General features: G+C 59.9%; 17 protein-coding genes and 1 pseudogene. 7 read left to right on the forward strand and 11 right to left on the reverse strand.

From position 1 onward, the window contains the following. The first annotated feature begins 42 nt into the window (after nucleotides 1-42). Nucleotides 43-1,047 carry an AbrB family transcriptional regulator gene (locus Q0677_RS07630; protein WP_298907974.1) on the forward strand — a complete coding sequence of 335 codons (1,005 nt, stop codon included), beginning with the start codon at nucleotides 43-45 and terminating at the stop codon, nucleotides 1,045-1,047. Nucleotides 1,048-1,171: 124 nt separating this feature from the next. Here the strand turns inward: Q0677_RS07630 and Q0677_RS07635 are convergent, their stop codons facing one another. From Q0677_RS07635 to Q0677_RS07650, 4 genes are all read right to left on the reverse strand, one after another. Beyond that, a complete protein-coding gene (locus tag Q0677_RS07635; RefSeq protein WP_298907976.1) occupies nucleotides 1,172-1,429 on the reverse strand; it encodes a cryptochrome/photolyase family protein in 258 nt (85 codons plus the stop codon). Nucleotides 1,430-1,529: 100 nt separating this feature from the next. Continuing rightward, nucleotides 1,530-2,192 carry an SDR family NAD(P)-dependent oxidoreductase gene (locus Q0677_RS07640; RefSeq protein ID WP_298907979.1) on the reverse strand — a complete coding sequence of 221 codons (663 nt, stop codon included), beginning with the start codon at nucleotides 2,190-2,192 and terminating at the stop codon, nucleotides 1,530-1,532. 14 nt (nucleotides 2,193-2,206) lie between these two features. Continuing rightward, complete coding sequence (locus Q0677_RS07645; protein ID WP_298907981.1) at nucleotides 2,207-2,659, reverse strand: TspO/MBR family protein; 453 nt, start codon at nucleotides 2,657-2,659, stop codon at nucleotides 2,207-2,209. Continuing rightward, nucleotides 2,656-3,063 (reverse strand): thiol-disulfide oxidoreductase DCC family protein, encoded by a 408-nt coding sequence (locus Q0677_RS07650; RefSeq protein WP_298907984.1) that lies wholly within the window; start codon nucleotides 3,061-3,063, stop codon nucleotides 2,656-2,658. The genes Q0677_RS07645 and Q0677_RS07650 overlap by 4 nt, the downstream gene beginning before the upstream one ends. A gap of 296 nt (nucleotides 3,064-3,359) precedes the next feature. Between Q0677_RS07650 and Q0677_RS07655 the strand changes: the two genes are divergently transcribed. Then, entirely contained in the window at nucleotides 3,360-3,917 is a 558-nt protein-coding gene (locus Q0677_RS07655) for a CIA30 family protein (RefSeq protein WP_298907987.1), read from the forward strand. A 127-nt stretch (nucleotides 3,918-4,044) separates the two neighbouring features. On the opposite strand, the gene argE is transcribed toward Q0677_RS07655, so the two are convergent. The 6 genes from argE to Q0677_RS07685 all read right to left on the reverse strand — a co-directional run bounded on the left by argE (nucleotide 4,045) and on the right by Q0677_RS07685 (nucleotide 18,098). Next, a complete protein-coding gene (gene argE / locus Q0677_RS07660; protein WP_298907990.1) occupies nucleotides 4,045-5,214 on the reverse strand; it encodes an acetylornithine deacetylase in 1,170 nt (389 codons plus the stop codon). Between the two features lie 3 nt (nucleotides 5,215-5,217). After that, nucleotides 5,218-6,402, reverse strand: a complete 1,185-nt coding sequence (locus tag Q0677_RS07665; protein ID WP_298907993.1) for a M24 family metallopeptidase — start codon at nucleotides 6,400-6,402, stop codon at nucleotides 5,218-5,220. A gap of 10 nt (nucleotides 6,403-6,412) precedes the next feature. Further along, complete coding sequence (locus Q0677_RS07670; RefSeq protein ID WP_298907996.1) at nucleotides 6,413-7,786, reverse strand: aspartate aminotransferase family protein; 1,374 nt, start codon at nucleotides 7,784-7,786, stop codon at nucleotides 6,413-6,415. Between the two features lie 443 nt (nucleotides 7,787-8,229). After that, complete coding sequence (locus Q0677_RS07675) at nucleotides 8,230-9,594, reverse strand: sugar phosphate nucleotidyltransferase (protein ID WP_298907998.1); 1,365 nt, start codon at nucleotides 9,592-9,594, stop codon at nucleotides 8,230-8,232. Between the two features lie 99 nt (nucleotides 9,595-9,693). Next, entirely contained in the window at nucleotides 9,694-14,430 is a 4,737-nt protein-coding gene (locus tag Q0677_RS07680) for a hypothetical protein (RefSeq protein ID WP_298908001.1), read from the reverse strand. Further along, a complete protein-coding gene (locus Q0677_RS07685) occupies nucleotides 14,427-18,098 on the reverse strand; it encodes a right-handed parallel beta-helix repeat-containing protein (protein WP_298908004.1) in 3,672 nt (1,223 codons plus the stop codon). Before Q0677_RS07685 ends, Q0677_RS07680 begins: the two co-directional genes overlap by 4 nt. Nucleotides 18,099-18,381: 283 nt before the next feature. Between Q0677_RS07685 and acsA the strand changes: the two genes are divergently transcribed. The 5 genes and pseudogenes from acsA to Q0677_RS15080 all read left to right on the forward strand — a co-directional run. Then, nucleotides 18,382-20,121, forward strand: a complete 1,740-nt coding sequence (gene acsA / locus Q0677_RS07690; protein ID WP_298908007.1) for an acetate--CoA ligase — start codon at nucleotides 18,382-18,384, stop codon at nucleotides 20,119-20,121. Continuing rightward, a complete protein-coding gene (gene pdhA / locus Q0677_RS07695; protein ID WP_298908010.1) occupies nucleotides 20,118-22,112 on the forward strand; it encodes a pyruvate dehydrogenase (acetyl-transferring) E1 component subunit alpha in 1,995 nt (664 codons plus the stop codon). Before acsA ends, pdhA begins: the two co-directional genes overlap by 4 nt. A gap of 1 nt (nucleotide 22,113) precedes the next feature. Beyond that, a complete protein-coding gene (locus tag Q0677_RS07700; protein WP_298908013.1) occupies nucleotides 22,114-23,268 on the forward strand; it encodes a dihydrolipoamide acetyltransferase family protein in 1,155 nt (384 codons plus the stop codon). Beyond that, on the forward strand, nucleotides 23,265-23,513 hold the full coding sequence (locus Q0677_RS07705) for an acyl carrier protein (protein WP_298908015.1): 249 nt from the start codon (nucleotides 23,265-23,267) through the stop codon (nucleotides 23,511-23,513). Before Q0677_RS07700 ends, Q0677_RS07705 begins: the two co-directional genes overlap by 4 nt. 280 nt (nucleotides 23,514-23,793) lie before the next feature. Continuing rightward, a pseudogene (locus Q0677_RS15080) lies at nucleotides 23,794-24,045 on the forward strand (two-component system response regulator); the annotation flags it as partial. Nucleotides 24,046-24,240: 195 nt separating this feature from the next. On the opposite strand, the gene Q0677_RS07715 reads toward Q0677_RS15080, so the two are convergent. Next, nucleotides 24,241-24,696: a hypothetical protein gene (locus Q0677_RS07715; RefSeq protein WP_298908021.1), complete on the reverse strand. Its 456-nt coding sequence runs from the start codon at nucleotides 24,694-24,696 to the stop codon at nucleotides 24,241-24,243. Nucleotides 24,697-24,705: the final 9 nt, after the last annotated feature.

Raw genomic sequence — 24,705 nt, forward strand, 5'->3', positions numbered from 1 at the left:
CTATGTCAATTATGGTGAAAGGCTAACAGCATGTCGCGTGCTATGACCTTTCTTATCGCAGGTGCAGGCAGTCTGGGGTTCTTCATCCTCGGGCTGCCTTTGCCGTTCCTGCTTGGACCGATGTCTGCCTGCCTGATTGCTGCCCTTGCGGGGATGCAACTGAAGGGCGCGGGACAGTTTGGCCTGTTCATGCGGACGTTCCTTGGCGTCGCGGTCGGAAGCTCGATCACGCCCGAGCTGTTGGGCCGGATGCCCGAGATCGCCAGTTCCTTGGCCTTCGTGCCGCTGTTCATCGCGACCATTGCCGTGGTGGGATACCCGCTGCTGCGTCATGTTTTCGGTCTGGATCCAGTTACTTCATGGTACAGCGCCATGCCCGGCGGGCTGCAGGACATGCTTGTCTTTGGCGAGGAAGCAGGCGGCGACCCGCGTGCACTGTCCTTGATCCACGCAACCCGCGTCGTCGTGCTGGTCAGCTGTGCGCCTGTCCTGATGCAATATGTTTGGGGGCTGGACCTGAGTGTTGCGCCGGGGCAGCCGATGTCGGTCATCTCGCCCGCGCAGATCGCGATCATGGTCGCGGCCGGATTGTTTGGCTGGAAGTTTTTCGAACGGATCGGCCTGTTTGGTGCGTCCATTCTGGGGCCGATGATCGTGACCACCGCCTTGTCCTTGGCGGGCGTAATCGAGACCCGCCCCCCGGCCGAGATCATTCAGGCCGCTCAATTCTTCATCGGCATCGCGGTGGGCGTAAAATATGTCGGGATCACTAGCCGGGAAATCCGCGTGAATGTCTTTGCCGGCGTCCTCTATTCCGTCCTGCTTGGCGTGATCTCGTTCGGGTTCTTCATCCTGATCACCCGCTTGGAGCTTGCCCCGTCCCTTGATGCGCTTCTGGCCTTCCTGCCCGGCGGTCAGGCCGAGATGGTGGTGATTGCGATCATCGCGGGGTCGGATCTGGCCTATGTGGTCACGCACCACATCCTGAGGATCGTAGTCGTCGTTCTTTGTGCCCCGGTGGTAGGACGCCTCTTCACGAGGCGCTGATGTGCGTTGGCGTCAGCGATGGAAGTCGATTCCGGGCGTGCCGCGCATCGTTTTAAACCCGCTGATTGTGTCAATAGACCAAAGCTTGGCCTAGGGCCAAATCTCCGCCCAACATCGCATCCTGTTAGGCCCCGAATTGAGGCAGTGAATGTTCGATGAAAGGGCTGAGGGCATCATGCGCGCCGTCCCATGTGACTGAGTGCCAGAACGGACGAAGAGTGCCGAAATTGTCGGCCAACTTGGCCTCGACCAAATCAAGAACCTCGTTTGGAATGGCGTCCGGACTGATCTGAAACGGCTGAGGCATGAACAGGTCGCGTTTGAGGGAGCGGTTTTCTGCGTCGTAGGTCCACCGGTCGCCCTCGGGCTGATTACCCCGCATAGTTCATGAGGCCAGACCTGCATGTCGGGTGAAAGCTGATCCCCCAAGATCAGAACGATACGTGGTCGCGCGCTGGTGGTCCTCGGTTCAGAAGGCGCGGTCACCATGGAACCCTTTTTCCGGCCCAGTCGAAAAACTGTCCGCTGTCGTCAGGCGTGAGGCGATCGATGACGTCCAGCAGGTTGCCTGCCGCTTCTTGCGGTGAAACTGTCTTATGTTGCGGATAGTTCCGTGTGAACTCTGTTGCCACGGTGCCGGGGTGTAAGGCCGCGCAAACAAGATGTTTGTGCGTCCGCTTTAATTCGATTGATGCCGTTTTGATCACTTGGTTTAGGGCCGCTTTTGAGGCGCGGTAGGAATACCAGCCGCCAAGGCCATTGTCCCCGATAGATCCCACACGCGCCGAGAGAGCTGCAAACACAGCTCTTTGGTTTTTCGGCAGAAGGCGTTTGGCATACTTCAAGACCAACGCGGGGCCAATCGTGTTCACAGCGAATAAATTTGCCATCTCGTCTTTGGACAAGGGCAGCAGTGATTTTTCTGGTCCTTTTGCGCCCGACAAGATGCCGGTTGCCACGATGATCCTGTTGAACTGGGGTTCGAGACGTCCAAGGGCCGTAGACACAGCATCTTCGTTGGTGATGTCCAGGCCATCGCGCGCGCGAGAAAGGCATGTCACCTGCGTTCCCCTTGTCTTCAGTTCAGCCGCCAAGGCCTGACCGATGCCACCTGAGGCGCCAATGACGAGCGCATGTCCTTTCAAAGCAGATCTCCTGTTTAGTTGAGAAGAACGATCGCTGCATTCAGGGCAGACGCGAAGCCCACCCAAGCGATGTATGGCGTGAAAAGCAAAGCGGAGGGGCGATCCAGACGCCACGCGGCCCGCATGAAGATTGCGATGGTGAGGAATAGAAAGAGGATGATGCCAAGCGCCAGCGCGGGCTGTTGAGCGGCAAAAAATATCGGCGACCAAGAGAAGTTCAAGGCGATCTGAATGATCCAGAGGCGTCGCAAAGCCGCGTGATGTTCATGCTGCCATACGCGCCAACCAACATAGGCAATTGCCAGATACAACACTGTCCACACCGGGCCAAAAACCCAGTTCGGTGGATTGAAGAAGGGCTTTTGCAGGTTTTGATACCATTCGCCCGGCGCGGTGAGCGTGCCAATAGCGATCCCACCTCCCATGACCAAAATCAAGAAAAGAAGAAGCGAAGAAATGTTTTTCATGAGGCCCTGCCGGTTATTTTCTGTAATTTTCTGAAGCCCCACACGATTCCGGGACGAGCTTTTAGGAATAGACGGTAAAGCACTTCCAGGATAGGCACGGCGCCCGGAAGCCTTGCCAACCTTGCCAGCCAGCGCCAGCTTGGAACATGGTGCCACACCTCAACGAACGCCCGCGCGCCGGAAACTTGCCGACCGTCTGCCAATCGGACATGGAAGCGTGCCATTGCGTCTGTTCGATTGATCCTGTCATCCCCGGAAAATCGCTCTGACGAAATGTCGATAAATTCCAAGGCCTGATCACGATCGGCCCGTTTATAGTACCCGATTTCCGACGCACACAAAGGACATGAACCGTCGTAGTAAAGAGTCAGCTTCGAGCACGTAACCTTGCGCGTAGATTTCAAGTCAGAAGACCTCCGATAGGCGCGAGGGGCGCGGGTGATAGCAGTTGTTTCTTACTAGAGGCAGCAAAAGCCAGCGCGGACAACAGTGTTGCTCGGTCCACTCTCACGTCTCCCATTTCTCGTAATACGGTTCAAAGGCGCCTTTGGACCACTTGAGGCTCAAAGAATGGCGCGTTTGCGGAAAGCCTTTTCCTAAGCGGTCTAGAAGCGGACGAACCCCGTCGCAGAACGATCCTTGAAACATTGACCATCCCAACACAGTTCTATTGTACCGCAATTAAATCGGGACCAGGCCAATGAAGACCCTTGCAGCGGCTCTGTGCTTTTGCCTTTCCTTCGGTTGTTTCGCGACATCCGCTTTCGGAGAACACGTGATGCTGGAAACTTTCGATAATGACCCCCAAAACCGTTGGGAGTTCTTTGCCGACACAGTGATGGGCGGTGTATCAACAGGCCAGGTGCGCTTTGAGAAGGAAAACGGGGCTGGATATGCGCGAATGACCGGGAATGTCAGCACCGAAAACCGCGGTGGCTTCATTCAGTTCCGAACGGAACTTCGTACAAAGCTTTCAAATGATACACAGGGCGTAAGGCTTATCGCACGCGGGAACGATCAAACCTATTTCATCCATCTGCGGACCGGCGGAACAGTATTGCCGTGGCAGTATTATCAAGGAAGCTTCGAAGTCACGTCAGAGTGGACAGAAGTGCGCATTCCCTTTTCCGCCTTCAAGGCGTCAGGCCGGATGCTCAGAACAGAACCGCGCGCAGGTTCTGTAAAATCGGTCGGTGTGGTGGCCTTTGGCCGAGACCACCAAGCCAATGTGGATGTTCTGGAAATTGGGTTCTATTGATCCCGAGCCACCTGCGGTTTTTCCACGTCCTTGCGCGCGACATTGATCGCTCTCGCTCCTGTTGGCGGCTAGAAATCGGGCCGGTCGGCGCTAAAGTCAGATGGAGGGAAAAATCTGGTTCCTTTGGCTATTCGTCCAACACTTCATTGGCAAAGGCCAAATCGATCTCTCTCAGCATAGTCAGGCAATTCGACAGCTGGTCGATATCAAGAAACTCGTCCGCCTTGTGCGCCTGTTCGATGTTTCCCGGCCCGCAGACGACCACATCCATGCCAAGCTGTTGAAAGATCCCGGCCTCGGTCCCGAAGGGGACGACATCTGCCGAATTGGCCCCGGTCAATTCAGACAGAATGCGCTTGGCCTCGTTTTTTTCGACCGGGATCAGGCCTGCGACCTCGCCGACGATCTCGGTCTCGATCGAGGCATTTGGATGAACGGCCTGCATGGCGGGCAGAAGTGTGTGGTTGCAGTAGGTGCTGATAGCATGCTTCACGAACTGTGCGTCCGAATTCTGCACTGGCCGCATTTCCCAATCCACCTGCGCTTTCGGGGCGATCACATTGTGCACGCTGCCGCCATGAAGCGCGCCGACGTTCATCGTGGTCCACGGTGGATCAAAGGGGCTGTCTTTTGGGGCCATGCCTTTTAGCTGTTCGCGCAATTCCAAAAGCCGCGCCACATAGCGCACCGCATATTCCACGGCGTTCACGCCCAGATCGGGGGCCGAGCCGTGTCCTTCGAGCCCTTGAAAACGCGTCGTGTACTCGAAGCAGCCTTTGTGCCCTTCAATGATGCGCATCATGGTCGGCTCGCCGATGAACGCCATCGAGGGGCGTATCCCGCGTTCGCTAAGCGATTGCGCCAGATGCCCCGCGCCGATACAGCCGGTTTCTTCGTCATAGGTGAAGGCAAAGTGGATGGGCGCCGTGCGCGGGGTTTTTGCGAAGTGAGGGGCCATCGCCAGTGTCGCGGCGATGAAACCTTTCATGTCACAGGTCCCACGTCCGTAAAGCCGTCCATCACGCTCGACCATCTCGAACGGGTCCGAGGTCCAGTCTTGATCGGTGACAGGCACCACGTCGCTGTGGCCTGACAAGACCAGCCCACCATCGGTATCCGGTCCCAGCGTGGCAAAAAGATTGGCTTTCTGCCCCGTGGGATCGTGAAAGACCTCGACCCGCGCACCGCAGGCTTCCAGATGATCCGCCATATAGCCGATCATCTGAAGATTGCTGTCCGCCGAGACCGTCGGAAAGGCGATCAGGTCTTTTAGGATGCGCTTGGCATCAATCAGCATGAGTTAGCCTTTCACAAAGAGTTTGCGGTCGACGCTGCACATCGGCTCGGCTGCAACGTCGTCGCGGATCAGGATGGTCTCGGTCGTCTCAAGCCCCCAGCTGTCCATCCAGAGCGCGGGCATGAAGTGGAAGACCATGCCGGGCTGAAGAACGGTTTCATCCTCGCTTCGGATCGAGGCGGTGCGCTCGCCCCAATCGGGCGGGTAGCTCAGGCCGATGGGATAGCCCATGCGGCCCGAGCGCTTGATCCCGTGTTTGGCAAGGACATCCATGAAGGCATTGGCGATGTCGCAGGTACGATTGCCCGCGCGCGCGGCGTTCAATCCGGCCTCGATGCCTTCAAGCTGCGCACCCTCCGCGCGCAGCATCTCGTCCGAGGGGGTGCCAAGGAACACGGTCCGGCAGAGCGGCGCGTGATAGCGGCGGTAGCAGCCCGACAGTTCAAAGAAGGTCGCTTCGCCCTCGCGCATCGGGGCGCCGTTCCATGTCAGGTGAGCGGCTGTTGCGTCCAGACCAGACGGCGTCAGAGGCACGATCGCGGGATAGTCGCCCCAGTCGTCGCCGACCCCGGTAATTCCCGCATGCATGATGTCAGCCACCAGATCGTTCTTGCGCACGCCCGGTGCTGCGCGATCAATCGCGGTCTGGACCACCTTGTCGGAGATGCGTGCGGCTTTGCGGATGAAGGCAATCTCGTCCTCGGATTTGACCAGCCGCTGCCAGTTGACCAAGGCCGTCGCGTCCACCAGCGTGGCCTCAGACATCTCGTCGGTCAGAACCGCGTGGGCCTTGGCCGAGTAGTAATAGTTCTCCATCTCGACGCCGATCCGTGCGGTGCTAAGACCCCGTGCTTTCAGATGCGCGGCGAGGTCTTGCATCGGATGCACCACGGTCGATTGGACGAAGTGATCGCCATAGCCAAGGATGTTTTCGTGATCCATCCAGCAGGTACGGCGCCCGCCCATCATGTCCATGTAGCGGCCCCACCAGATCGGCTCTCCCTGCATCGTCAGGATCACACCCTGATGGACATAGAAGGACCAGCCGTCATAGCCGGTCAGCCAGGCTTGGTTGGACGGGTCGGTGACAAAGATCGCGTCCAGCCCGGCCTGCGCCATCGCGCTTCGGGTCAGGGCAATCCGGCGGTCGTATTCTGCTTGGCTGAAAGGTGCGTTGCTATGTGTCATTGATGTCTCCTTACCCCAGAACCGCGTGAACGGCGCGCGCGGTGGCGGCCACAATCTGGTCTGCTTCGCCCTTTGTCAGGCAGAAGGGCGGGGCGAAGCCCAGTATGTCCCCCTGCGGCATGGCGCGGGCGATGATGTTGTCTTGTTCCAGCAGTTTGGCCGCGATTTGCGGGCCGATCTTGTCGCTGGCATCAAAGAAGCTGCGGCTGTCCTTGTCTGCAACGAACTCGACCGCGCAGAGCATCCCTTCGCCGCGCACTTCGCCCACATTGGCGTGTTGCCCCAATGTGTCCTGCATGGCTTTATTCAGATAGGCACCAACGGAACCCGCATTCGTGACCAAATCCAGATTGTCGATCAGTTTCAGGTTCGCAACCCCGGCTGCTGCACCGATGGGATGAGCAGAGTAGGTCCAGCCATGACCGATGGGTCCGTTCTCATCCGTGCCTTGCTCCAGCACCTTCCACATTTTGTCTGACACAATGGTGCCCGACAGCGGCGCATAGGCGGACGTTAGCCCCTTGGCGATGGTGATCAGGTCGGGGCGCAGGCCATAGTGGTCCGACCCGAACATGGTCCCCAACCGGCCAAACCCGGTGACGACCTCATCCGCGACCAGAAGGATGTCGTGTTTTTCCAGCACCGCCTGGATCGCGTCCCAATAACCCGCGGGGGGCGGCACGATCCCACCCGTGCCCAGAACGGGCTCGCCGATGAAGGCGGCGATGGTGTCGGCGCCTTCGCGCGCAATCAGCGCTTCCAGCTCGGCCACGCAATGGGCCACGAACTGGGCCTCGGTTTGGGCAACATCCGGACGGCGGAAATAATAGGGCGCTTCGGTGTGGATCACCTGCGCCAACGGCAAGTCGAACTTGTTGTGAAACAGCTCGAGCCCAGTCAGCGATCCTGTCATCAGCCCGGAACCGTGATACCCCCGCCAGCGCGAGATGATCTTTTTCTTCTCTGGGCGGCCAAGGATATTGTTGTAGTACCAGATCAGCTTGATGTTGGTTTCATTCGCGTCCGATCCGGACAGACCGAAATACACTTTCGACATATGGTCCGGCGCCCGATCAAGGATCATTTTGGACAGGGTGATCGACGCCTCGGTCCCGTGCCCGACATAGGAGTGGTAATAAGCCAGCTCGCGGGCCTGATCGGCGATGGCTTCAGCGATCTCGGGCCGACCATAGCCCACATTCACGCAATAAAGCCCCGCAAATGCATCCAGCAGGCGGTTTCCGTCGCGGTCTTCGATGTGACAGCCGGTGCCGCCCGTGATAACGCGATGGGGGACGTTCCCCCGTGCGAACTCGGCCAGATGTGTCGAGGGATGAAAGAAGTTTTCACGATCCCAGTGTTCAAGTTGATCGTTGTGAAGCATGGAGTGCCCTTCAGGTTCAGGCGGCGCGCCGCCGGTGTCATGAAAGGAGCCTGTTGCACGCATCAAACCGGAAAGGTTCAACCTGAGCAGACGGGCTCCGCTCACCCCGACAGCAGCGCGCAATGCCTTTATTGTCTGGGTCATTCAATTGATGCATGAAGGCACTCGCTTCAGCAATGAATAATTTTAGCCTTGGGACGATTGCCTTGGCGGATCTTAAATCAAGGTGTGTGCCCCATTGATTGTGAAGATTTGCTTAGGGCTGCCCGTAATGCCTGCTCGGTGCTGGGGTTGTATCTGGCGCCAGTGACAAATTTTTCGCCTGACTTGGCCGCTTGCGTGCGCGAGAGTGTTTCTCCGACACTCCAAAAACACTGCTTACGACCGGAAGCCCCAATAATTTACAACAGATAAGCTACCTCTAGGTCCTCGATATATGGGTCTTAAGCTGGCTCGATCACCACCCTGGACCACTTTTCCCAGTCGCCATTTTCGGAAGCAAGCGATTGTTGAAGTTGCCGAAAATCCTTCTGCGTGTTGACCGCGTACCAGTGTCCCATGTGTTTGAAAACGCGTACGCGCCTCTGTGCGGTCAATTCTTCCATGATCTGCTCTTTAAGCATTTCAGCCGGCGACGAAATCTCTTTCAATATCGTTGCATTGATCGCCATGACGCCGCCATTGATCCAAAGGTCTGTACCAAGTGCCTTTTCCCGGAACTCGGTCACACTGTCTTGATCGTCAACTTGCATCACACCAAAGGGCAGCGGTGGATGAACTGCCATAACAGTAACGTCCGCCCCATCGCGGACGGCAGATTGCAGCCCGGCAAAGTCTGAATCAGAAAGCACGTCCGTATAGGACAAAAGCGCGAGGTCACCGATTTCTTGTTCCGAGACATGCGCAAGTCGTCCAGCGGTTCCTGCGCTGTCACCAGTGAAGCGCAATTCGAAAGGCACCTGCTTGGCTGGTTTTTCTTTCGGCGTCACAGACAGAATGCCAAAAACCCGATCACCCGCACCCGTCAGCTGCAGCCCTTCGCGCAGTTTGTTGTGATTGCTGCCCGTCGGGACCACGATTTTTTCGGCGCCACCACACACCAGACTGGCAGCTGCATGCAGCAACAAAGCTGTCTCATCCACCAAAGCAAGGGCCTTGTGGTTCCCCTGTGCCCCCGAGAATTTGACGCTCTTTCCACCGGCACGGATGATGCCGCAAGGACCAGCGTGTCTATCGTTGAAATCGCTCAGGGAAGTATCCATGCGACGCCTCCAATTCCGAAAGCCAGCAGGATCAACATCGCGCGCACCGGAAAGAGCAATCGCCCAGCGGGAAGGTTCATCGCCACATGTTTGGTAAAGTAAGAAGCCATGGCCAGTATGTTTGGTAAAGTAAGAAGCCATGGCCAGTTGACCGGCGACCCTCGCGGCTTTCATTTCAGGGTCCTTGCGGCAAAGTTTAAGGACATGACGGGCAAAGGTCATTCGACCAAGCCAGCCGCGCTCTTGTTTGTGGATCATCCGGCGGTAGTCCTCGGTGGCGGTCTGATGTCGGCGCATCGCGTCAACTTCGATTTTTAGGACCGGCCCACGGAATGCAATCTTTGCCGCCGTATAATGGTCCCACCCTTCCGGAGCGGTGTCTGGGATAATTCCTTCCAGCCTGTCGCTGCGCAAAAGACCATAAAGCCGACTGGCATCCCCAACGCGCATCAAGCCGCGCCGCCACCTTTGCTGACGCGTTCCAGTGATCCGGCGGACACCCGAGGATTGCCGTTCATTCCCCTCGTCATTGAACTTGGTAACCACACACGATGAGCAAACTGCGTTCAGAATGCACCCGACGCCCTCCGCATAGGGCGTCAGATGCTGTCCTCGTCGTGGCGTCGCTCGCCGACCATCATCCCACTACCGGAATGCATTCAAAGCCTCTAGAACTTCAGGATGCTCAAATCCAAGTGACGCACGGAAGTTGATCGTATCCTTGTTGATCGGCACGGGCGAGGTGCTGAACGCGTTATAGTCGATGACCCCGTCTAGCTGGCTGGCGATTTCATTGCGCAACATCGGGTAGAACCGTTCGGCCATGCTGGGCGTCATCCCCTCGAATGTTTTCGCTGGGGTTTCAAGGACCTGCCGTTGCGCGGCGCGCGCGGCGGCTGCACCACCTTCGACGGGGACGATGCCGCCCGGATCCAGGAAGGCCACCGTGACACCTCCATCAGCATCGCGGACGAGGCTGAAATTGTGCACATGCCCATCGAGCACGACATAGCCTGCCTCGTTCAGATCGTCGATCGCTCCGGCCAACGCTTCGGCTTCATCCGGTTCGAACTGGCGTAGGGCTTTCATGTCCTGCTGCAGTTTTTGACGCGCGACATCCTGTTCACGGGTCAAGGTCCCGCCTTCGTCAACGATCTTGTCCAACTCATCCAACGCCTGACGTTTGTCATCTGGCAAGGCTTTCCGCGCGCGTTGGTCCAACAGATCGGCAGCAACATCGCCGGGGGCAAACTCGACCACTTCAATCCGGCGACCGTCAGGCAGAACATCCGAGTAATAGTGCTTCATATCTTCCAGATACGCACTTTCGCCCATCGCTTCCTTCAGTCCCTTGCGCCCCATATCGTCCAGAACCTGAGCTTTCTGGATATCTTCGAGCGTCACGCCAGAGTTGCCATGCGGCGCGTGATTGATCCGCACCACGGCGTTCGGGTTGTCCCGGTTGCGATAGGCAGCACTCGTCGAGCCATTCCCAAGGTGGTCGCCCACTTGATACGAGCGATAATCCCCGTCGGCGGTCTTCACGTTGATCTCTGCCCCGGCAAGGTTGGCGGCATTGGGACCAAGCGGTTGTCCATCTGGGCCGTTGATTTCAACCGGTCGGCGCTGGGTCGGCGGGGCCATCCAGTCGTCAATCAGGCGCTGACGCTCGGCGGCATCGGTGATCCCGCGTTCCTTGGCCAGATAATCGTCCAGCCCTTTGCGTAGGCCATCTTCGGTGAAGCGTCCGGTCTCGGTCAGTTTCGAGGGGTGGATGTTCTGGGCATAGGCCATGCTGGAGGCGGCATAATCCGGGCCGAACTTCCCAACCTTATCCCCGGCAATCTTCGCCGCGGTCTCATGCGCACCGGCGCTACGCAGGCTGTCCGCTGTCCGGGCCGAGGACGCGTCGATCAGTTTATTGATCTCGTCCGGCGTGTGGTCGGTGAACTCGTCCAGCACATCTGCCATGGCCTTGCGCAGCGTATCCGGGTCGGTGACCCCATGCTTCAGCACGTCATCAGCTTTCATGCCGCCATTGATGATCGCTTCGGCTGCCGCGCGTTCGGGGGTGCGGTTGCCACGGGTCATCGCCTCGAACACACCCTTTTGCTGCGGGGTTAGATCGCTCGAGGCGTTGATCGCGTCGCGCAGTTGCGCGTGACCTGCTTCCGGCGTCTGGGCCAGCGCGCGGGGCGCTTCCGGTGTTGCACGCGCTGCGGCATTGTCTGCACCTGTCAGCGGGCTGTCTGTCCGTATGGTGGGGTTCTCGGCGAAACTGGCGGCGTTTCCGGCAGCGTTATCCGCCGCGCGCCCCGCGTTCAAAATCTCGTCTTCACTCAAGATGATCGTCGGCGTGTCGTTCGGATCGAGCGGCGCGTTGGGGGCATTCCCGTCGGTCACAAGCGTTGGCGTGTCATCCGCCATCGCCGGATTGGGCGAGGCATCGCGCGCGGGCTGCGGGGGCGATCCGGTGTTGGCCGTCTTGGGCGGGGCTTCGGGGACGTTGCTTGTGGGCGACCCGTTTCCAGCGGTCCGTGCGGGTTGCGCTGGCGTGTTGGGCGCGGGTGTCGTCGCTGGGCGGTTGGTCGACGGCTGCGTCGCAGGCTGTGCCGAAGGTTGCGTCGCGGGTTGTGACGCAGGTTGCGAGCTGCGGGCCGGTTGGTTCGCGGTTGCCGGTTGCGTGGCCGGAGCGGACTCGGTCGTGCGGGTAGGAGGGGTCGTCGCGGGCTCTGCCGTCGCCGGTTGCGACGTCGCGGGTTGTGACGCCGGGGCATTGTCTGCCGCGTTGGCGGGTGGAGTGTTGTCCGCCGTGCGCGCCGGCTGCGATGTTACGGGCGCCTCTGGTCCGTCGGTGATCAGCGTCGGCGTGTCATCCGCCACATCGGGCGTGCGAGACCCGCCGCCTTCGAGCGCATCAATCATCCCACCGCGTTCAGGCTCTGCCGCTGGCGCTGCCTCGGGCTGGCGCGGTGCTTCCGCCTCTGGGGTCGCGCCCCGATCAAGATTTGCCACATCATTCGAGCCGTCCAGCGCAGGTCTGTCTGGCGTATCGAGCGGGGCCGGATCGCTGGCGGGCGCAGCCTCGGGCGTGGCGTTTTCTGCCGTGCGCGCGGCGTCTGCCCCGGCATCCGTGGTGCGATTGACGTCCGCCGCTGCCGCTGCACTGGTAGAGCCACCCGCCGCATCGGACGCGCGGGACACATCACTCGCCCCATCCGCGACCCGTGCCGCATCCGTCGCCGTATCAGCCGCCCGATTTGCATCCGCAGCCGCGTTGGCTGCGCGGGTGGTATCAGTCACCGCATCCGCCGCACGGTTCGCATCTAGGGCGGCACCAACCACATCGGTTGCGGCGTTCATTACACGGGCGCCTTTCACGGCCGTCGCAAGTACGGCCTCTTCCGCCGCCAGAACCGTGGCCGTGGCATAACCGGTGCCCTTCAGGGCTTCGCGAATGCCTTCTTCACCCTGTCCGGCCATACGTTCCAGTTTGCGATCCAAGTGACCCGCCAGGTTTGACGCCGCATCGCCAATTGCCAGCGCGTCAGCGTTCGAAATCGCATCCCCCGCGCTGACCAGCGCATCAAGGTTTTCGCGGCCAAAGGCGTTGAACTCGTAGCCCGTCATATCGCTGAGGCCAGATTCAAACGCCTCGCCCGCGGTATCGCCCGCCTCGACGGCCAGCACGGCAAGGTCTTTCACGGCGTCATAGGTGCCTTCGCCCACGCCTTCCAAATAGGCGCCATAGCGTTCGGCGAAGATCTCGGGGTTTTCCCAGATCTCGGCATTGGAGTCGCCTAGATCACGCAAGAAGTCTTCGAACGTATGTTGTTCGGTCGCCGTGCCACCCAAGGTTGTTGTGTCGGTCGACACACGGCGTTCCATGCTTTCCGCAGCCGCTTCGCGCGCGCCGCTTTCCAGAACCTCAATCGGGTTTTCCCCTTCCGCCAACAGCATCGAGGTCACATCGGTGGTCGGACCAATGCCATCTTCGCGGTTCTCTTCAATCAGGCGCTGCTGATCGCGCAAACGGCTGCTGTACATCCCGTCATAGGCCTCGCGCCAACTGTCGCGGGTGGCTTCCAGCCGTTCTTTGTCGGCCCGCAGGCTGTCGGCATATTCGGTGTTGCCATCAGCCTCGGCCTTGGCGATCAGCGCGTCCATTCCGGCAAGGCTTTCGGCATATTGCTTTTCGCCCTCTGCGATCAGCCATTTGAACCGGTTGGACTCGCGGGCCGCATCAATCAGGGCCTGCCTGCGCCGTGCTTCTTCGGCGGCAAGACGTTCGGGATCGGCTTTGATCGCTGCAATCTCGGCGGCCGCAACATCTTCGTCGATGCGCTTCTTGCGGTCTTTGATGAAGTCGTTCTTTTCCGCCACCTGACGATCGACGGCGGCCAAACGGGCTTTTTCGTTTTCTAGGATGCGTTCGATGCGATCGGCCTCGGCGCTGTCCCAGAACATGCCGATAAAGCCGCCCTTGTCGCGTTCCTCTTTCAGGCGCTTCTCAAGCATCGAGATGCGGTCTTTGATCCCGGTCCGGCGTTCCAGAAGCTCTTGCAGTTCCGACATGTTGCGGAACAGCGACGTACATTCCGACGGAAGCCTGATCCCGCCGGTTTCACCCGAGCTGGTCGCGCCCGGAGCCGTTAGGGGCGGTGCAACTTGTAAAGGATCCCCAAGGCGTAGGCGTTCCATCTGGTTGCGGTCCAGAAACTGTGACCAGCCGACGACCGATGTGCCCTGAACGGCCAACGAGCGTGTTACATGGGCGGTTTCTTCCTCGGTCATCTCGCGGGATTTCGAAATTTGTGTCTCGCCCGAGGGACGGAATATGACCTTGGGTGGATTGCCGGGCGTGAAGACCGGCGTCAGTTCGGTCGTGACCGTGACCGCGTTGTCGAGCGGTGCCGGGGTTACGAAGGCTTCGGGGGTTTGATCAACGAGTTCTAGATTTTCATCGCTTCCGTCGCCAGCTGTGGTGCCATCACCGGTGGCCGAGCCGCCGCCGGTGCCACCACCGCTTCCGGCGTTTTCGATCTGCGTGGTGACGCAGTTCATGGCGCCGACCAGGCCGCCGCCACTACAGGCTGCACCGCCTCCGGTGCCGCCATCGCCGCTGCTTCCACTTCCCCCCGCAGCGGGCGGGTTGGGGAATAAATCACCGTTGTTCGGTAGGGGCTCTTCGCTACCTTCCCCTTCGGGTTTCATCGGCAGCTGATAGGTCATCGTGATCGGCGGGCCGAGGAAGTTATCGCCTTCGCGCACACACAGCCCGCTTCGGATGGAAAGCGCCTGACCTGCCGAGGGAAGTGTCGCTGCGATCGAGCCAAGCAATGCGATTTTGACGAGGCTGGTTTTGAAGAAATTCTGGGTCATTGGACATCTCCCCAAACAGCGTGCGCAGTCTGCGCGAGGTTGGCCGGGTATGAGAGCTGACTGTCAAACAGGGCTATATCGAGGGGCCATTGAACGTCCTGAAACTGCATGCCGACGCGCAGGTAGGTCTCGTTCAAGTTTCCATCAAAGGGCAGTTCGAACACGTGAACGCCGCCCTCGATCGTGGCCACGTAGTTTCCTTCGGTCAGCACGCCGTGCCGTTCCAACTGGACATAGCCCAGCATATTGCGGTGGTTGTTGCGTTCGAACGGTTCGCGATCCGGGGCCGAGATCATGGCCGCAAGCCCCCCGTAGTCAGGCGTCAGGATTGCGTTCGAGATCGCGACGGTCAGCTTTCCATCCTCTGGAAGCAGTCGGAAGTCCACGATCCCCGCCATGCTCAGCGTTCCGTTGCCGCCTTCGTTTCGGATGCGGAACAGGCGGCGTTCTGTGCCGAAGGGATAGAACCCTTGTGGCGACTGGAACGCGTCGGTCAGAAGCGGGATCCAATAGCGGAAGGCCGGGCCCATATCCGGGTGTCCTGGTCCGGCGGCGGCCATTTGCTCCAGCACCAGTTCAGGCGGGTAGGGGCTGAGGCCGGTGGTGACCGAGTTGGACTCTCCCGCGCCGATCTTGGCGATCTGTACCGAGGCCCAGCTGGGGCGCACCCACCAGTCCACACTCAGGTCCGCATGCTCAAGCTTACGGGCATATTCGCCCGCTGCGTTTTCGCCCATTGCCAGATCGACGACAGTGCCCGTCATGCCGCAATGGGCGCGCGACATCTCGGACGCCATCCTAAGAGAGGTCTCGAGCGACCGGGAGTTTTGCTGCCAGTACTCCCACCCCAAGTCGCGCATCAATGCATCCCGCAGGGCAAACTCGGTCGTTTGCAGAATGCGGTTGCGGCGATCACCATCTGAAAGGCTTAGGGCAGGGCAGACGATGCTGCCATAGCTTTGAGTCCACCGTTTCACGCGCCATTCATTGACCGGAGCGTGCTTGCCGAAATAGACGTCCATCACCTCGCTTGGGCTGGCCATGATCGACGTCATGTCAAGGAAGTTGGTCGCCATCGGGATGGGCAGGTCAAACAGCGCCTTGTCGTCTTCGGTGCCGTGAAGCGACAGATAGAGGATCGCCAGACGCGCATCGCGCCAGATATTCGTGGCGGTCAGATCAAACCATTCGAACTCCACCCCGTCGGCCCAGGCCAGCGCGTTGCGTTTCAGACGCGAAAGGAACCCGCGATAGAGCGGCAAAGCCAGCTCGGGCGGCAGGGCATAGAAACTGTCCATCCCATAGGCGGCGAGCGTCAGTTCGCCTGCGCTTTCAAGATCTTGCAGATGTACTTCGCGAATGAATTCAAGACTGTGGGCGTTGCCCGTACGCCCCAACATGGTCAGCGCGTTGCGCAGGCCGAGGTTGGACGGATCGCTCGCCAAAGCCTGCTTCAGATGCGTCAGAACCTTGCTGCCCTCTAGCAGGCCCAAGCGCTGCTCAATCTTGATCGCGGCTTGAATGCCGTTGTCGGTGGTTCTGTTATGCGTGGGTTGGGACAGGATCCAGTCGATGTGATCCGGTCCGCCAAATTCAGCCAAGATGTCAAAATACATGCGCTGGGTGTGCCAAAGCGCGTTGTGCAGATCCCAGTTTTCGTCGGCATGCGAGCTGCTGTAGCGCAGCATGACATCGGGCAGGCGCGCGACCGCAGCTTCAAGCGCTTCGGCGACCAGTTGGGGATCAACCTGCGACCGTGCCATGCGGATGGTCTGATAGCCGAAATACTCGCCAATTTCCAACGGGCGAACGCCCTCGGCCAGTTTGCGCAGGGCATTGTCGGCCCTTAGCTGCAGCCCCGGACCGCGCGTCTTCTGACCTTCTTCCGTGGTCCAGATCATGTGAGGGCCGGGGATGTTGTCCAGCTGGATCTGGTGGTCCTCTTCAAGGTTCAGAATGTCTTGGAACGTGCCGTCCGCGCTTAGCTTGTATTGCCCAGAGGGGACCGTCACCGGGAAGTCCTTGGGGTACAGCACGTCAGGCGCCCCGCCCACTTTGGTCAGAACAAGCGCAATCGCATCGTCAGACCAGACCCAACCGTCCGCTGGCGGCGCGAGCGTAAGGGTGATCATGCTGTCGCTTCCGGCAGTTAGATCACGCGCGGTTTCCAGTTCCAGCGCAATCGCATCCAGCGCGTCAGAGTGCGCGCCTTTGCGCATCAGCTCGGCCAGGCCACGGCGGGTGTCGTCGTTGTCACTGCGACGCAGTGCGTCCAGATGGCTGAGGATCAGGTTGTTGTCCTCGATACCAAACCAGCCGTCCAGGGGCTCGACCTTGCCGTCCGACAGAATGACGAAATCGTCTGATGAGGCGTCTGGATAGAACAGATTGATCATCTCATCCGGCTGAGACTGCGCAACGATGACGTTCTTTTCGTTCAGCGCGATCCCGGTGTCCTGCATATAGATCGCGGTTGCGCCCTCGGCGACGATGGTGTTGCCGGTTAGATCCAGATACCCGGCTTCAATTCCCGCCACGGCCACGGTTTCCCCGGTGGCCACCAGCCGGTTACCATCGACTTTCGGGATGGTTTCGGCGCCAACCATGTTTTGCAGCAGGATATTATACACCGACTGTCCCGAGATACGGTTTCCGGTGATCCCCAGACTGCCCAGCGGTCCTTGGGCGAGGATACCGATCTCGCCCCCTTTAATGGTCACGTCACTGATCGAGGTCGCGCCGTTTTCAAATACAACCACACCGGTGTTTTGGGGCGGGGCGGTCACCTGTCCGTCGGTAACCCGAACAACATCGCGCACGCCCGAGATTTGCAGCGGCAGGTCGCTTGCCGTGATGGCAAAATTGGACAGCTCGAATGACTGAGCGCCTTGCACGTAAAGCCCGGTTGCAATTTCGGGAGACACCCCGAGGCCCGAAATGCTGATGCTCCCCCCGTTTTGCACGATCACGCCGTCGCCATTGGCACCCATTAGGGCGACATTGCTGATCGTGCCGCTGGCACCATCAAGCAGTGCAAGCCGCGGGGAGTCTGCGTTGGCTTCGATCAGGATGTCTTGCAAGTCGACTTGAACCGGACCTGCGATGTAGATCGGGTTCGCACCGGCATTCGAAAACTGCGCATCCTTGACCGAGACGCTTTGACCCTTCGCGATGATGCCCAGCTCGACCAGATCCGACCACCGTGTGCCCTCGGCCGAGGCCTGCGTGCCTTCCTGTGCGCTCAGCCCGTACTGGGCGCCGGAAATCGCGCAATCCTTCAGGGACACACTGCCCGAGGCAAGGTAAATGGCGGTGCTGAATGGTCCATTGATCTCGCAGCGCTCAAGTTCGACGCGACCTCCGTTGACATAAATGCCAAACCGGGATGCGCCTGCTTGTTCGATGATGACGTCAGTGAGGCGCACGACTGATCCCGGGTGGGCAACGATCACGGCCTCGTCGTTCGGCGCACGCAGGATCGACTTGGTGCCGCTTTGGCCGGACAAGACGATCTCGGTTTCAAAGTCAGCCCTGCCGGTGGTTTCCGCGGGAAGATCAACTGATCCGTTTCGGGTGATCTGATGCAGATCTTGCTGTGCCTGCCCCGGAGAAGCAGCGAAACTTAGAAACGTGCAAAGGCAAAAGGCAACGGTCCAGTTTTTGTTCACAGCAACCCCCATGTCGCAAAGCAAGTATGAAAACTGTAGCACGCGAATGCGGATGATGAAGAACATTTTGACGTTAGGTAAGCTCTGGATGTGTAACGTTCAGGTGCCGAACCGATCAAACTGGCGGGCCGTTGACCTTCGCAAAACGCGCAGCAGAAAATGCACAAGGCAACACGCCTCTCCTTCAGCGATCGCACCGACGAGCCTGAAATACCGCGTTTTGATTTGGATCATTGCTCCACACTGCCCTCAGCTACCAAGCTTGAGGTGGGAGGACACCACTATGTGCACTATCGGGAAAACACCCGAGGATTGCGCGGTGGCATGCTGGCGCCCGGCTGAACTGGGCGACACGCGCTCGGCGCATGACCTTGGCCGCGAGCTTCTGACAGGGTTACCGGGTGATGCCATCAACATCGGGTTCGAAGCCGTCGACCGTCACGTTGATCAGGGGCACGGCGATCAGACTGCGTTGGTCTGGCTGTCAAAGACAGACGAGCGCAAGGCGATCAGCTATCGCGAACTTGCCCAGATGTCGTCGCGCTTTGCCAATCTGCTACAGGCCCATGGGCTGACCAAAGGCGCGCGCGTCTTCGTCGCGATGGGCCGACGGCCCGAGCTCTATGCCGCCGCCCTTGGCACGCTGAAGGCCGGAATGGTCTTCACGCCCCTCTTTGCCGCTTTCGGTCCCGAACCCATTCGCACGCGGATGGAGATCGGGGACGCGAATGTGCTGGTCACGACGAAGTCGCTTTATAAACGCAAGATCGCCGCGTGGCGGGACGAGATCCCGTCGCTTCAGCTTGTCTTGATTGTCGGCGATGACGCGCCCGAAGGATGCGTGGCGCTTGGCCCGGCGCTCGACGATGCTTCGCCTGACTTCCAAGCCGTACGGACGCAGCCCGAAGACCCTGCCCTGATCCACTTCACGTCTGGCACAACCGGAAAACCGAAAGGCGCGGTCCATGTGCACGAGGCGGTTCTGTATCACGCGATGTCCGGGCGCTATGCGTTAGAGCTTCAACCCGGCGTGACCTATTGGTGCACCGCCGATCCGGGCTGGGTGACCGGCACCACTTATGGGATCATTTCCCCGCTGGTGAACCGCGTGACGATGATCATTGACGAGGCCGAATTCAACCTCGAGCGCTGGTACGGGATCCTTGAGCAGGAACGTGTGGCCATCTGGTACTCGGCCCCGACCGCCATCCGAATGATGATGCGCGCGGGCAAAGAGGCCACAGAAGGTTTCGATTTCAGCGCGCTTCAGTTTTTGGCCAGCGTGGGCGAACCCTTGAACCCAGAAGCCGTGATCTGGTCGCACGAGGTGTTCGGCCTGCCCTTCCACGACAATTGGTGGCAGACGGAAACCGGCGGCATCATGATCGCCAACACGCGGGCCCAAGACATCAAGCCGGGGTCGATGGGCAAACCCATGCCCGGCATCCACGCGGGCATCGTCGAGAAAGACAATGGTGGCCTGCGCGAACTGCCTGATGGCGAGATCGGCGAGCTTGCGTTGCGGCCTGGCTGGCCGTCGATGATGCGAACCTATCTTCACGAACAAGCGCGCTACGACAAATGCTTCCAAGACGGCTGGTACCTGTCCGGCGACCTCGCCATGCGGGATGCGGATGGGTATTTCTGGTTCGTTGGGCGTGCTGATGACCTGATCAAGTCCTCAGGCCACCTGATCGGCCCGTTCGAGGTCGAAAGCGCGTTGATCGAACATGACAGCGTGGCCGAAGCCGCCGCGATCGGCATTCCGGATGAAACCGCCGGGGAAGTCGTCAAAGCCTATGTGACCCTGAACCCCGGCCAGACCCCAAGCGAAGACCTTGAACGTGACATCCGCGGACTTGCCCGCAAGCGTCTTGGGGCCGCCGTCGCCCCGCGCGAAATTGTTTTCCGTGAATCTCTGCCCAAAACCCGGTCCGGCAAGATCATGCGTCGGCTGTTGAAAGCGCGTGAACTTGGCCTGCCCGAGGGCGATATCTCGACATTGGAGGTGGATGAGAAATGACCGCCAAGAAACCCAAACTGGACCACGCCCATGTGCGTCGGCTGTTGCAGGACATGATCCGCATCCGCCGGTTCGAAGACAAATGCGCAGAGCTGTATACGCAAGAGAAGATCCGCGGCTTCCTGCATCTCTATGACGGGGAAGAGGCCATCGCCGCGGGGATCATTCCCTGCCTGACCGCCGAGGACCGCGTCGTGGCCACCTACCGCGAACACGGCCATGCACTGATGCGGGGCGTCTCGATGTCGTCGGTACTGGCCGAGATGTATGGCAAGGTCGAGGGCTGCTCGGGCGGGCGTGGCGGGTCCATGCACCTCTTTGATGCGGCAACGAACTTCTATGGTGGGAACGCCATCGTGGGCGGCGGGCTTCCCTTGGCGGCGGGCTTGGCGCTGGCCGACCACATGCGGGGCGACCGCGCGGTCACGGCCTGTTTCTTCGGCGAAGGCGCGGTGGCCGAAGGCGAATTCCACGAATCCATGAACCTTGCCGCCCTATGGCAGCTTCCGGTTCTGTTCGTCTGCGAAAACAACGGCTACGCGATGGGCACCGCGCTGGAGCGCTCGGAATCCGAGACCGATATCAGCGCCAAGGCCGCCGCTTATGGCGTCGAGGCGCGCGTGGTCGATGGCATGGATATCGTCGCGGTCGAAGCCGCAGCGATGCAAGCGCTGGACCACATTCGCACCACCGGACAGCCGGTATTTCTGGAATGCCGCACCTATCGCTTCCGCCCGCATTCGATGTTCGACGCGCAGCTGTACCGCGACAAGGACGAGGTCGAAACGTGGCGCGCAAAAGGACCCATCGTCCGGTTCCAAACCTGGCTTCTGGTCAACGGGTTGATCCACGAGGACGAGATTGCCGCGATTGAAGCAGAGGTCGCGGCGGAGATCGACGACGCCGTCGCATTTGCCGACGCCGGCACATGGGAACCCGTCGAGACGCTGACCAAGGACGTCATGGCCCCATCGGCCCCTCCGCCCGAGGTCACGGCGCCTTCGGGCACACTGGTCGACACCACCTATCGCGAGGCCGTGCGCGCCGCGATCTCGGACGCGATGACGCGCGACGAGCGGGTCTTCCTGATGGGCGAGGACGTGGGCGCTTATGGCGGCTGCTACGCGGTGTCGAAGGGCTTGATGGAGACCTTCGGCCCGGATCGCATACGGGACACGCCGCTTTCTGAATCTGGCTTCACCGGGGCAGGCATTGGGGCGGCCTGCGCGGGGATGCGCCCGATTGTCGAGCTTATGACCGTCAATTTCAGCCTGCTGGCGCTCGATCAGATCCTGAACACCGCCGCGACCCTGCGCCATATGTCTGGCGGCCAGTTCGGCGTGCCGGTGGTCATTCGGATGGCAACCGGCGCGGGCAAGCAATTGGCCGCCCAGCATTCGCACAGCCTTGAGGGATGGTATGCTCATATCCCGGGCCTGAAGGTCCTCGCCCCGGCCACTCTGGAAGACGCGCGCGGGATGCTCTGGACTGCCTTGCAGGACCCCGACCCCGTGCTGATTTTCGAGAACGTGATGCTCTACAACCGGGCAGGCAAGATCGATGAGAACGCAGGGCCTGTCGAAATTTCGAAGGCGGCAATCCGCAGACCGGGCAAGGACGTCACGCTAATCACCTATGGCGGCTCGCTCTACAAAACGCTCGACGCGGCCGAGGCGTTGGCAGAGGACGGGATCGACGCCGAGGTGATCGATCTCAGGTCTCTACGTCCCCTGGATGACGCCACCATTATGGCCTCCGTGTCCCGCACCCGCCGCGCGGTCATCGTGGACGAGGGCTGGCGCAGCGGATCGCTGGCGGCAGAAATCTCGGCGCGGATCACGGAACAGGTGTTTTGGACGATGGATGCGCCGGTCGGCAGGGTCTGCGCCGCGGAAGTGCCGATCCCCTATCCGAAGCATCTTGAAGACGCCTCGATCCCGCAGGTGCCGTCGATTGTCGCGGCGGTGAAAGCAACAATGGGGCGCGGGTAAGATGGCTATTTTTCGAATGCCCTCGCTGGGTGCAGATATGGAAGCCGGGACACTGGTCGAATGGCTGATTAAGCCGGGGGACGAGGTACACCGGGGCGATGTCGTCGCCGTTGTCGAAACGCAGAAAGGCGCGATCGAAATCGAAAGTTTTGAGACCGGCGTGGTGTCCGAGCTGATTGCCAGCATAGGACAAACCGTACCGGTGGGAGAGGAACTGGCCCGGTTCGGCACGGATGCACCAGTAGCAAGCGCCCCTACCCCTGAACCGCCTGCAGAACCTGCTGCTATGGCAGAGCCCAAAACAACAACTCCACCGGCAGCCCCCATCCCCAAAACCGGGACCCGCGCAAGCCCCGCCGCGCGCCGCACAGCGCAGGAACGGGGGATCGACTTGTCGACCCTAACCGGCAGCGGGCCGGATGGGGCAATTGTTTTAGCGGATGTCGAGGCACAGGCACCAGCGACGCCCAAAGCCCCGTCGACGATTGGCGGCTTGTCCGAGATGCGCAAGGCTGTGGCCGCTGCGATGGTCCGCTCCAAGCGCGAAATCCCGCATTTCTCGGTTTCGCACAATATCGACACGCAGCACCTGTCGGAATGGCTGAGCGCGCGTAACGCCGACCGCCCGCCCTCCGAACGCGTTTTACTGGGCGCCGCGATCGTCAAAGCCACTGCGCTAGCCCTACGCTCGGTCAATGCCTTGAACGGGCACTTCACCGAAGACGCGTTCCTCCCATCGGACGAAGTCAATATCGGCGTGGCCATCGCCTTGCGGGGCGGCGGCCTGGTGGCCCCGGCGCTGCATCAGACCGACACTATGACACTGGACGAGGTCATGGCCGACATGCGCGACATGGTCACCCGGGCCCGCGCAGGCCGTTTGCGGGGATCGGAAATGACCCGTGGAACCCTGACCGTCTCCAGCCTTGGCGAAAAAGGGGCCGAGGCAATGACCGGCGTGATCTTCCCCCCGCAAGTCGCCCTTCTGGCCGTCGGCGCCCCCCAGATCCGACCTTGGGTTGCAGGGGACACGGTTGTCCCACGCGAGGTGACACGTTTCACGCTCTCTGCCGACCACCGCGTCTGTGATGGGCGGCAAGGGTCCAAATTCCTGATGACCTTAGAAGACATTCTGTCAAAACCGGAGGAGCTATGACCGAGCAAGAGATCCGAGACCTTTTTCTGAACGAAATCCACAAGGTCGCACCGGATATCGACCCCAGCGATGTGTTGGACGACGATCACCTGCAGGATGACCTCGAGCTCGACTCGATGGACATCCTGAGTCTGGTCACTGCCTTGGACGCACGGCTGGGCATATCGATCCCCGAGGCGGACTATCCGCAGATCGACACCCCGGCCAAGGCGGTTCAATACCTCGCTGGCAAGTTCCGCGGATAAGGCGCAATGCTGCGTTGCCAGACAGGCAACTATTGGCCTCTTTCGCATTGGATTGACCCGCAGCGTGATTTGACCAGCTGAAGTGTTCGAGCATGCCGCACTGCCAATTTGTGTCTCGTCGAGGGGCGCAGGTTCTAGCCAACAAGTCTCGTTATTTTAGCGTCGATAATTTTAGCGTCGATGGTGTCTTCTGGTTAATTTTTTCGGCGATTGCGGTTTTCGCCCTGATGCCACTCGACTTTGCATCCCGATCAGCACGACCTGCTGATATATCGCCGCCATGTCGCGCCCTTTGAAAATTGTCGTTGTAGAGCAGCACAAGGAACGTGCCGAGGAAGTCACACAGGCCTTGTGCCACGGTGGGTGGGCTGATGTGTCGATCATCGCGGATGACAATCATCTTGCGGCGGCTTTGTCGAAGCACGACCCGGACGTCGTTCTTATGGACTTGGCTAACCCGCGCCGGGATGCGCTTGAAACCCTCAGCGAGGTCTCTGGCGCACACCAGCGGCCCGTTGCCATGTTCATAAATCAAAGCGATCCAGAGCTTTCGGCCGCTGCCGTGCGCGCCGGGCTGAGTGCCTATGTTGTCGGTGGACTGTACGGCGATCGCATCCGCCCTATCCTGGAAGCCGCGAAGCAAGCCTTGGAAAACCGGAAAACCGTCAACTGCGCCAAAGGTCTTTTGATCCGCACAGACATCAATTCCTTCCGGGCCCGTCTTCGGTCATCTATCCCAAATCCGAAATTCACCGTTCAGCACACCATTGGATGTCAAGATGATTTGCTTAGCCTGCGGGCTGCCATCCGCTGGTCTCTGGAAACAAATCCTGATGCGAACCGAAGCGGAATAGTGGACCCAATAGGCTTGCGGCCCGCTACTATTGGACGCGCTGTCTGGTGTTGGATGTGTTGCCATGCCAGGGCGTCCGCAGTGGGGGTGCTGCGTTTCTGAAAATCCGATCATCGCGACCTGGGACAAGGGCGTACCGCTCAGCTCCATCGCGTTGGCGGCAATCATGCCCCTTTGCCTTCTCGTGCAAGTGTTCTGTGACAAGTTGCGAAGTGCGCTTTCCTCTCTGGGCTGCAAAGGTGATACCTTTTCAACACCAATTACCTGCCATTTTGTTGTCGCGCCGTTCTGCACGAAGCTGAGGGTCTTGGGCTGTTCTTGATCTTTCAATATCCAAAT

The organism is uncultured Aliiroseovarius sp. (genome assembly GCF_947492455.1).
Lineage (GTDB): Bacteria > Pseudomonadota > Alphaproteobacteria > Rhodobacterales > Rhodobacteraceae > Aliiroseovarius.

What these genes read in the sequence shown, in the direction of transcription:
- Q0677_RS07670 (WP_298907996.1), bottom strand. Translation starts at nt 7,786, where the DNA reads ATGCTTCACAACGATCAACTTGAACACTGGGATCGTGAAAACTTCTTT.
- Q0677_RS07655 (WP_298907987.1), top strand. Translation starts at nt 3,360, where the DNA reads ATGAAGACCCTTGCAGCGGCTCTGTGCTTTTGCCTTTCCTTCGGTTGT.
- Q0677_RS07700 (WP_298908013.1), top strand. Translation starts at nt 22,114, where the DNA reads ATGGCTATTTTTCGAATGCCCTCGCTGGGTGCAGATATGGAAGCCGGG.
- Q0677_RS07645 (WP_298907981.1), bottom strand. Translation starts at nt 2,659, where the DNA reads ATGAAAAACATTTCTTCGCTTCTTCTTTTCTTGATTTTGGTCATGGGA.
- pdhA (WP_298908010.1), top strand. Translation starts at nt 20,118, where the DNA reads ATGACCGCCAAGAAACCCAAACTGGACCACGCCCATGTGCGTCGGCTG.
- argE (WP_298907990.1), bottom strand. Translation starts at nt 5,214, where the DNA reads ATGCTGATTGATGCCAAGCGCATCCTAAAAGACCTGATCGCCTTTCCG.
- Q0677_RS07680 (WP_298908001.1), bottom strand. Translation starts at nt 14,430, where the DNA reads ATGACCCAGAATTTCTTCAAAACCAGCCTCGTCAAAATCGCATTGCTT.
- Q0677_RS07630 (WP_298907974.1), top strand. Translation starts at nt 43, where the DNA reads ATGACCTTTCTTATCGCAGGTGCAGGCAGTCTGGGGTTCTTCATCCTC.
- Q0677_RS07665 (WP_298907993.1), bottom strand. Translation starts at nt 6,402, where the DNA reads ATGACACATAGCAACGCACCTTTCAGCCAAGCAGAATACGACCGCCGG.
- Q0677_RS07705 (WP_298908015.1), top strand. Translation starts at nt 23,265, where the DNA reads ATGACCGAGCAAGAGATCCGAGACCTTTTTCTGAACGAAATCCACAAG.
- acsA (WP_298908007.1), top strand. Translation starts at nt 18,382, where the DNA reads ATGTGCACTATCGGGAAAACACCCGAGGATTGCGCGGTGGCATGCTGG.
- Q0677_RS07635 (WP_298907976.1), bottom strand. Translation starts at nt 1,429, where the DNA reads ATGCGGGGTAATCAGCCCGAGGGCGACCGGTGGACCTACGACGCAGAA.